A 9,554-nucleotide genomic window follows, 5' to 3' on the forward strand; every position below is an offset into this window, starting at 1 on the left:
GCTCGTGAACGGCGCGGCATGGTGGTGACGGGAACGGTGGCGCGGGATGTGATCGGGGTCCCAGCGAGGCTGTGAGCAAGGTCGCGGCGCGCTCCTCTGCACCGGGTGCGCGCCCCACCGCTACAGTCCGTCGGAGGGTCGGTACGTACCGGAAAGTAACGGGCGGCGAGCAAACTGCTCAGCGGGAGGCAACACACCATGGCGCGCGAGTCGGAGTCCGGACTGCCCATCGAACCGGTCTACGGGCCTGATGCCCTGCGGGACTGGGACCCCGCGGAGAAACTGGGCGAACCGGGGTCGTACCCCTTCACGCGGGGCGTCTACCCGTCGATGTACACCGGCCGCCCGTGGACGATGCGCCAGTACGCCGGCTTCGGCACGGCCGTGGAGTCCAACGCCCGCTACAAGCAGCTGATCGCCAACGGCACCATGGGCCTGTCCGTCGCCTTCGACCTGCCGACCCAGATGGGCCACGACTCGGACGCGCCCATCGCGAGCGGCGAGGTCGGCAAGGTGGGCGTGGCGATCGACTCGATCGACGACATGCGGGTGCTGTTCGGCGGGATCCCACTGGACAAGGTGTCGACGTCGATGACGATCAACGCCCCGGCGGCCCTGCTGCTGCTGATGTACCAGCTGGTCGGCGAGGAGCAGGGGGTGCCCGCCGCCCAGCTCACGGGCACCATCCAGAACGACGTCCTGAAGGAGTACATCGCGCGCGGGACGTACATCTTCCCGCCGAAGCCGTCCCTGCGCCTGATCGCGGACATCTTCAAGTACTGCCGGACCGAGATCCCGAAGTGGAACACCATCTCGATCTCCGGCTACCACATGGCGGAGGCCGGCGCCTCGCCCGCGCAGGAGATCGCCTTCACGCTGGCCGACGGCATCGAGTACGTCCGCACGGCGGTGGCCGCGGGCATGGACGTCGACGACTTCGCGCCCCGGCTGTCCTTCTTCTTCGTGGCCCGTACGACGATCCTGGAGGAGGTGGCGAAGTTCCGCGCCGCCCGCCGGATCTGGGCCCGGGTGATGCGGGAGGAGTTCGGCGCGAAGAACCCCAAGTCCCTCATGCTGCGCTTCCACACCCAGACGGCGGGCGTGCAGCTGACGGCCCAGCAGCCCGAGGTGAACCTGGTGCGGGTCGCGGTCCAGGGCCTGGGCGCGGTGCTCGGCGGCACGCAGTCGCTGCACACCAACTCCTTCGACGAGGCGATCGCGCTGCCCACCGACAAGAGCGCCCGCCTGGCCCTGCGCACCCAGCAGGTCCTCGCCTACGAGACGGACGTGACGGCGACGGTGGACCCCTTCGCGGGCTCCTACGTCGTGGAGAAGATGACCGACGACGTGGAGGCGGCGGCCGTCGAGCTGATGGTGAAGGTGGAGGAGCTCGGCGGCGCCGTCAGCGCGATCGAGCACGGCTTCCAGAAGGGCGAGATCGAGCGCTCCGCCTACCGGATCGCGCAGGAGACCGACTCCGGCGAGCGGGTCGTGGTCGGCGTCAACCGCTTCAAGCTGGACGCGGAGGAGCCGTACGAGCCGCTGCGGGTCGACCCGGCCATCGAGGCCCAGCAGGCCGAGCGTCTCGCGAAGCTCCGCGCGGAGCGCGACCAGCAGGCGGTGGACTCCGCGCTCGCGGCCCTGAAGAAGGCCGCCGAGGGCGAGGACAACGTGCTGTACCCGATGAAGGACGCGCTGCGGGCCCGGGCCACGGTGGGCGAGGTGTGCAACGCGCTGCGGGGCGTGTGGGGGACCTACGTCCCGTCGGACGCCTTCTGAACCCGGCCGCTTTCCCGGCCGGTTCACCGGCGGGGCTCCGCGCACGCCGGCCGGGGACGGCCGGCCTGCCGCTGTCGGCCCGGGCGGGCGCGGAACTCCTCCAGGGCTTCGGCCGGCACTTCGAGGAGGGGCCGGCGCCGGTGGTCGCGGGGGATCGAGGCGCGCTGAGGGCCCGGCCGGCCGCCGGGGTCAGGCGCCCGGTGGCGCGGTGTCCGCGAGCCGGATGTCCAGGTAGTCCTGGTCGATGTTGATGGTGGTGCCGCCCCAGGTCTCCTGGTGGCCCCCGGAGTACTGGTGGACGCGCCGGTGGTCGCCCCACATGCCGGCGGGCACCACCGGGTCGTTGGTGTCGGCCGCCCCGTTCCACAGTCCGTCGTAGATCACGTCGGGCATGGTGTGGCCGTCGTAGTCGTCGACCAGGTCGCGGATGCCCGAACTGCTGCTGCTGTACCAGCCGGAGCGGTAGCCCTGGGAGTGCAGTTCCTCCGTCCACGCCTCCTCGAAGGCCAGCACGTCCGAGGTGTACGACGAGGAGTACGCCTCCATGTCGTAGTACAGCGTCGAACCGGGCCCGAAGCCGAGGGCGGCGGCGCGCTCGACGGCGTCCTCGGCCGCGTCGGCGCCCTGCGTCTCCGGTGAGCTGATGCCGGACGCCTGGGTGCCGACGTACAGCGGCACGAACCGCCAGCCGTCGGCGGCCTGCTGCTTCACCCAGGAGGCCGTCAGGTTGGGCTGGCTGCAGGCGCGCTTGGAGCCGCCGAAGTAGACGCCGACCGCGCTGTAGGGCGAGCTGTCCTGCCAGGTGCTCATGGCCTTGGCGGAGGGCGCGGTGCAGGTGTCGAAGCCCTTGCCCGTGTGGTCGGTGGCGGAGGCCGGCAGGGCGGTCGCCGGGGCCGGTGGCGCGGGCGGCTCCACCGGGGCGCGGGGCGCGGTCGCCGGCACCTTCGCGTCGGTCAGGATGGTGCGGACGAGGGCCGCGTCCGCGTCGTAGGTGGCGGTGACGGTGACCTTCTCCGCCCGCGCGCGGTACTCGCGCTGGGCGGGCTCGGCCACGGTGCCCTGCTGGGCCGCCGGGTTGTCGTCGGGTTCGATGAGCAGGGCCTCGGTGCGGCCCACCGCGTGGCTGGGGCAGTCCTGGTCGGCGCCGGGGTGCCCGAGGTACACCGCGTGCCGGTCGAACCGGACACAGGCGGTCGGGTTCTCGGTGAGGTCCACCACCGGCCAGGAGTCCGGCACGGTGAACCGGTGTCCGCCGTAGTCGACCTGCTTGGTCGCCGCCGGTCCGTCGGCCTGCGCCGGCGGGCCGGCGAGGGCGAGGAGGCCGAGAGCCGGAAGTGCGGTGGTGACCGCGGTCCTTCTCCAATGTGATCGCATTAGCGCATTTTTGACCACATACGGCGAGTTTCCGTCCTGCCGCGCCTGGGGAGCCGAACACCTCACGCCCATGGGCGGCCGAACGGCCCCCGGAGCCTTCCCGGCGGGCCCGGCGCCCCTCGCCCCTCAGCGGGCCTTGGCCAGTGCCGCGCGCAGCCTCGGTGTCAGCGGCTTCTCGACGAACCGGTTCATCAGCCAGGCCAGCAGCAGCATCGACGCGACCGTCAGCCCGAAGGTCGCCGCCGACGGCAGGCCCAGGGTGTTGTGCAGGGTGTGGATCACCACCCAGCCGAGGTGCTCGTGGACCAGGTAGAACGGGTACGTCAGCGCCCCGGCCACCGTCAGCCAGCGCCAGTCCGCCCGGTTCAGCAGGCCCAGCGCGATCGCGGCGACCGCGACGAAACCGAAGGCGACCACCAGCACGATGCCGGTCGAGGAGCGGTGCGCGAAGGCGTGCGGGTCCGAGGCGTTCCACAGGCTGCGCACCGCGTAGTGCTGCCCGATCAGGAAGCTCACGGCCACGATGCCCCACGCGTACACGTCCCGCCGGTCACGGTGGACCAGGTAGAGGCCGACACCGCCGACGAAGAACGGCGCGTACTCCGGCATCAGCACGATGTCGAGCAGCGGCGTCCGAGCGCCCTGGGCGATGGCCGCCGCCAGCGTCCAGCCCGCGCAGAAGAGGATGACGCGCCGCCGGCTCGCCCCGGGCAGGACCACGCACAGCGCGAACAGCGCGTAGAAGCGGACCTCCGCCCACAGCGTCCAGCACACCCCGAGCACCCGGTCCACGCCCAGCGGTTGCTGGAGCATCGTCAGGTTCACCAGGGTGTCGCTCGGCGAGAGGGCCTTGTAGGCGACCATCGGCAGCGCGAACACCGCCGAGACGAGCAGGACCGCCGCCCAGTACGCCGGCAGCAGCCGGGCGGCGCGCGAGGCGAAGAACGACGTCAGGGGCCTGCCCCAGCCGCTCATGCAGATCACGAAGCCGCTGATGACGAAGAAGACCTGGACACCGAGACACCCGTAGGCGAAATACGAGTGCAGGGTGGGGAACTGACGCGCCGCCGAACTCCCCCATGCCCCGGTGACCTCGCCGCCCCGGCCGCCGTAGTGATAGCCCGCGACCATCAGGGCCGCGACCAGCCGCAGTCCGTCCAGGGCGCGCAGCCGGTTCTTCGGGGGGGCCGTCGCTTCCGGGCGCCGGGATACGTCGGTCACCGGCCGCACGGTCATGCTGGTCACGAATGTCCCCTCGACGGGCCGTTCCTGTGGGTACTTCCCAGCACGTTAGTCCGAATCACAGGGATGTCTTCCGGGGCGAGCCAACGATTGGCCCTGTGGTCCCGGCGAGTTCACCTGAATGTCGTTTTGGCTTCCTAATTTTCTTCAACATCCCCCCACGGGCCAGTAAACGGCAACGAACTCAGCATTTGCCTGGCAAAAACAGGAGCGTCATGACGAGGGTGCAGAACAGACGGGCACGTGCACGCGGGGGGGAGCTGGACGACTGCCTGCGCGCCTGCGCCGTGCACAGCGGCAAACTCGTCGGCAGTATCGACCGCCGCCGCGTCGAACTCGCCGAGCAGCTCAGAAAGCTGCTCGTCGTGTGGGGCACGACCTCGACGGTCACCGCCGCACCCGCCCCGGCCGGCGCGACCGCCCTGCTCAAGCGCGCCGTCAAGGGCGCCGCGGCCCCCGCCTCGGGCATCGGCAACGAACTCCTCGACGCCCTGCTCGCCGTCGCCAACAAGGCGCTGGAGTGCGGCTACGACGACGAGCTGAACCTCGCCCTGATCATCAGCGACACGGTGCTGGCCCAGCGCAAGAACTCCCGCGCCGGCTGGCGGCTGCGCGCCCGTCTCCTGGAGGCGCTCGGCGACGAGGCCGAGGCCCTGGAAGCCTACGAGCGCTACCTCGGCCTGACCGACGAGGACGGCTTCGGCGTCCGCGCCCGCATCGCCGGACTGCGCGCCGCACGCGACAGGGAACGGGAACTGCTCGGCCTGCTCGGCCGGCAGTGCCCGCGCGCCGAGCGGTTCGCCGGCGGCCCCGCCACCGACGTGTGGGCCGAGGGCCTCGCCGCGCTCGCCGTCGGCGACTGGACGGAGGCCGAGCCCCGGCTCGTCGGCGCGCTGCTCGCGCTGGCCGCCGAGGACGCCCCGGTCGGCGACCGGCAGGAACTGCTCAGCCAGTACCTCGACCTGCGCTCGGACCGCGCCGGCGGCACGGACCTGCCCGCGTTCACCGAGGCCGTCACCCTCTACGCCGAACAGCGCCGGCACCGCATGCGCGGCCCCGTCGCCGACCCCACCATCGGCGGGGTGCAGTGGATCACCCTCGGCGAGTTCCGCAACCAGATCGCCGGCAAGTCCATCTGCCTGATCGCCAACTCCGGCCGGGTCGGCAGCAGTTCCATGGGCGCCGAGATCGACGCCTACGACCTGGTGGTCCGCTTCAACTCGTACAGGATCGAGCCGAAGCACACCGGCGGCCGTACCGACATCCACGCCACCATCCACAAGCACGGCTTCAACTGGGACCAGCAGGTCACCACCCGGCTCGTGTTCGGCGGCATCTCCGGCGACTGGAAGTACTCGCTGCGCAACCGCCTGGTGCCCGGCGCCCAGACCTACCTCGGCGACGAGTCGCTGCGCTGGCCCCTGCGCAACATCGGCAGGCTCGGCACCGACGCCTGGTCGGGCATCCCGACCACCGGCTTCAACATGCTGTGGCTGCTGGACTTCCTGGACGTCAGCCCGACCCTCGACCTGATCGGCTTCGACTTCTACGAGAGCGGTGCCTACCGCGTGCAGGAAGCGATGAAGCTGGCCATCACCTCCGTGCACGAATACACCAGCGAGAAGGCGTGGGTCATGCAGCGGGCCCAGAGCGTGAGCGACATGAGGATATCCCTGCGATGACCACGACCTCCCTGAATCCGGCCGCGCCCCAGGCCCCGGCGACCGACGCGCACGCGCTCACCGGCAAGCGGCGCATCGCCTTCGCGAGCTTCGTCGACGAGAACTACCTGCCCGGCTTCCTCGTCCTGCTCAAGAGCCTCGCCCTGTCCAACCCGAGCGTGTGCGAGGACTTCGTCGTCCTCCACGACGACCTGCGCCCCGGCTCGATCGCGAAGATCCGCGACCTGCACCCGCGCATCGTGCTGCGCCGCGTCGACGCCGACCGCTACGACTCGTACAAGAAGGGCGACCAGGACAACTACCTGGTCCGCAAGGCGTACTTCATCCTCGACGTCTTCCGTCTGCGCGAGTACGACACCGTCATCACCCTCGACACCGACATGGTCGTCCTCGGCGGGCTGGGCGAACTGCTGGAACTGCGCGAGGGCCTCGCGGCCGTGCCGCAGTTCTTCTACGGGCAGCACAAGCTCAACTCGGGCCTGCTGGTGATCCAGCGCGAGTACCTGAGCGACGAGTTCTGCGCGAGGATCGACGCCTGCGGACGCAGCGGCGACTACGAACTCGACAAGCACGACCAGGGCATCCTCAACAGCGTGCTGGCCGGCGACTTCGTGCGCCTCGACCCGCGCTACAACTTCGTCAAACGGCGGCTGTCGGGTGACCTGCCCGTCCCCGAGGACACCGCCATCCTGCACTTCACCGGGCGCCACAAGCCCTGGCAGGGCGGCGAGGCGGGCTACAGCCAGGCCGAGGAGCGCTGGCGCGAGTTCGAGCTGTCCGACGCCGACTTCCACGCCGCCTACCTCGCCTCCTCCGGCGGCCTCCACCACGACCTGCTGGTCCACTACGGCACCCCGCACGTCCGCCGCACCGGTGACGTCGAGGTCGCCCGCAAGGTGGCCGCCGCGCACATCGGGGCCGGCGACTACCAGGACGCCGTCGACGTCCTCGCCGGCGTCCGCATCCCGCTCGACGCGGCCTGGCCGCACGAGGTCTACGGCCACGCCCTGATGAGCGTCTCCCGCTACGAGGAGGCCAGGACCCAGCTGCTGCTGGCCACCGCCGCCCCCAACCGGGCCGCCACCGCCTACGCCCGTCTCGCCCAGATGGCCTGGGTGCGTGGCGACAACGCCGAGGCGCTGCGGCACGCCACCGCCGGCCTGTCCGTCGACCCCACCCACCGCTCCAGCCGCCTGTGGGCCCAGCGCGCCGCCAGCGTGCCCGTCCAGGAGCTGGGCAGCCCCGAGGACCAGCTCGCGCACGTCGCGTTCTACATGGACCGCCAGGGCAACGCCGGCGACAAGCTGCTGCCGGAGAGCGTCCGTCTCGCCTTCGGGCCGGACACCACCTCCCGCCGCTGGCACCCGGTGCACGCCCACCGCCTGTTCGACGAGGCCGCCCTGAAACGGGTCAACTCCCGGCGCGGCATGGTCATCGGCGGCGGCGGCCTGTTCATCCCGGACACCATGCCCAACGGCAACAGCGCCTGGCAGTGGAACGTCCCCGACGAACTGCTCAACCGCATCGACGTGCCCATCGCGGTCTTCGCCGTCGGCTTCAACGCCTTCGACGGCCAGTCCTACCGCGCCGGCCGCTTCCGCTCCTCGCTGCGCCAACTGGTCGAGCGGTCCTCGTTCTTCGGGCTGCGCAACCACGGCTCGATCGAGAAGGTGCGGGCCATGCTGCCGGCCCACCTGCACGACAAGGTGCGCTTCCAGCCCTGCCCGACCACGGTCACCCGCCAGCTCGTCGCCGGCTGGCAGGACCCGGCCGAACGCGAGGACACCATCCTGATCAACGCGGCCTACGACCGCGCGGGACTGCGCTTCGGCCACGACTACGACTACTTCCTGGCCCAGATGGCCCAGGCCGTACGGGACCTGGGCGACCTCGCCGAGGTGCGGTGCGCGGCCCACTCGCTCGACGACGAGAAGATCGCCTTCGACCTGCGCCGGGTGCACGGCATCTCGCTCCCGGTCATCCCGATGTACGACTTCGACAACGACGAGATCCGCGACCTGTACGCCCGCACCAAGCTGGTGATCGGCATGCGCGGCCACGCCGGAATGATCCCCTTCGGCTGCGGCACGCCCATCATCAGCCTCATCTCGCACCCGAAGATGGCGTACTTCCTGCGGGACATCGAACGGCCGGAGTGGGGCGTGTCCGTGCACGACCGCCACCTCGCCGCCCGGCTCGTCGAACGCGCGAAGGACCTGCTCGCCGACCACGACCGCACCGTCGCCGACGTGCACGGCCGGCAGCAGGAACTGTGGAAGACCACCGAGGCGAACGCGGCCGACCTGCGGGTCATCCTGGGCGGCTGAGCATGGCGACCGCCCTGACCGACGAGGCCTCCCCGCAGGCACGGCCGCGTCAGGGCGGCCGCCGTTCACCCCTGTGGTGGCCGGTCGTCGCCCTGCCCGCCACCGCGGCCGTGGTGTACACCGTGGTCACCCGCCGGCTCACCGGCGACCTGCACTACGTCCTCGGCGCCCTGCGCACCGGCGGCGCGGCCGGCTACTCGCCGTCCGAGGTCTTCACCCACCGGCCCTACTTCTACCGGTGGTTCGTCGCCGGTCTGGACCGCCTCACCTTCGGCGGCACCGCCCTGCGCGAGACGCTGATGGGAGCGGCGGGCGCCCTGCTCGCCGCCGCGGCCGCGAGCGCCCTGTACGCGGCCCTGCGACGCCGGGTCAGCGGCCGGGAGGCGGCTCTCACGGCGGGTGCCACCGGCCTGGCGCTGGCACTCGCCCCCCGCAACGACTTCCTCCAGCCGGAGTGGGCGGCCGTGGTGCTCACGGTCGTGGGCGTCGCGGCCGCGATCGGCCCCGACCGGGCCTGGCGGGCCGCGCTCCTCGCCGCGCCGCCGCTGGGCCTGGCCGTGATGATGAAGTACTCCACCGCCGCCACGGCCGCGATCGGCGTGCTGCTGGTGTACGCCGTCGACCGGGGCCGCGGCGTCCGGGGCGCGCTGGTCGCGGTGCCCGCGGCTGGCGCCCTGTTCGGGCTGAGCGTGCTCGGCGGGTCCCACGAGTGGCAGTGGACCGAGGACATGCCGCGGATCAACCAGTCGGCGCTGAGCCGTACCGGCCTCCACCCGCGGTTCGTCCTCGACCGCACCGTGGAGTTCCTGGCCGACCGCGCCCTGGCCACGCCGGTGCTCCTGCTGCTGCCCGGGGCGCTGCTGCTCCTGCTGTGCCGGGTGCGCGGTCGGGGCCGGCGGGCCGAACTCCTGCTGGTCGCCCTGGCCGCCGGGCTCGGCGCGCAGGCGGTCGTGGTGGTGCAGGGCAACTGGTTCCTCTACCACGCCGCCCAGATGCCGGTGCTGGCCGCCGCGCTGTGGGGCCTGGCCGTGGGGGGGGGGGGGGGGGCCCCCCCCCCCCCCTCCCTCCCCCCTTTCCCTTTCTCCCGCCTGCTTCTGTTTGTTTTCGTCCCCAACGCCAAACGCTACCCACTAACCCGAGCGAGTAGGGG

General features: G+C 71.6%; 5 protein-coding genes and 1 pseudogene. 4 read left to right on the forward strand and 2 right to left on the reverse strand.

Annotated elements, in window-relative coordinates:
- Positions 1-198 precede the first annotated feature (198 nt).
- Entirely contained in the window at positions 199-1,779 is a 1,581-nt protein-coding gene (locus AC07AZ_RS35410; protein ID WP_356047210.1) for an acyl-CoA mutase large subunit family protein, read from the forward strand.
- A gap of 189 nt (positions 1,780-1,968) precedes the next feature.
- Here the strand turns inward: AC07AZ_RS35410 and AC07AZ_RS35415 are convergent, their stop codons facing one another.
- Positions 1,969-3,153 carry a glycoside hydrolase domain-containing protein gene (locus AC07AZ_RS35415; RefSeq protein ID WP_478854860.1) on the reverse strand — a complete coding sequence of 395 codons (1,185 nt, stop codon included), beginning with the start codon at positions 3,151-3,153 and terminating at the stop codon, positions 1,969-1,971.
- Between the two features lie 126 nt (positions 3,154-3,279).
- The gene (locus AC07AZ_RS35420) at positions 3,280-4,389 is read right to left on the reverse strand and encodes an acyltransferase family protein (RefSeq protein ID WP_478854887.1); all 1,110 of its coding nucleotides are present in this window, start codon (positions 4,387-4,389) and stop codon (positions 3,280-3,282) included.
- 221 nt (positions 4,390-4,610) lie between these two features.
- On the opposite strand from AC07AZ_RS35420, the gene AC07AZ_RS35425 reads away from it, so the two are divergent.
- The 3 genes and pseudogenes from AC07AZ_RS35425 to AC07AZ_RS35435 all read left to right on the forward strand — a co-directional run.
- Positions 4,611-6,077 (forward strand): glycosyltransferase family 29 protein, encoded by a 1,467-nt coding sequence (locus AC07AZ_RS35425; RefSeq protein WP_478854861.1) that lies wholly within the window; start codon positions 4,611-4,613, stop codon positions 6,075-6,077.
- Positions 6,074-8,404 (forward strand): glycosyltransferase, encoded by a 2,331-nt coding sequence (locus tag AC07AZ_RS35430; protein ID WP_478854862.1) that lies wholly within the window; start codon positions 6,074-6,076, stop codon positions 8,402-8,404. The genes AC07AZ_RS35425 and AC07AZ_RS35430 overlap by 4 nt, the downstream gene beginning before the upstream one ends.
- A 2-nt stretch (positions 8,405-8,406) precedes the next feature.
- Positions 8,407-9,554, forward strand: a pseudogene (locus AC07AZ_RS35435) (hypothetical protein); the annotation flags it as partial.

It is taken from the genome of Streptomyces sp. NPDC043878 (assembly GCF_056435735.1).

Coding starts and splice junctions, on each gene's coding strand:
- AC07AZ_RS35430 (WP_478854862.1), top strand. CDS start 6,074: ATGACCACGACCTCCCTGAATCCGGCCGCGCCCCAGGCCCCGGCGACC.
- AC07AZ_RS35415 (WP_478854860.1), bottom strand. CDS start 3,153: ATGCGATCACATTGGAGAAGGACCGCGGTCACCACCGCACTTCCGGCT.
- AC07AZ_RS35420 (WP_478854887.1), bottom strand. CDS start 4,389: ATGACCGTGCGGCCGGTGACCGACGTATCCCGGCGCCCGGAAGCGACG.
- AC07AZ_RS35410 (WP_356047210.1), top strand. CDS start 199: ATGGCGCGCGAGTCGGAGTCCGGACTGCCCATCGAACCGGTCTACGGG.
- AC07AZ_RS35425 (WP_478854861.1), top strand. CDS start 4,611: ATGACGAGGGTGCAGAACAGACGGGCACGTGCACGCGGGGGGGAGCTG.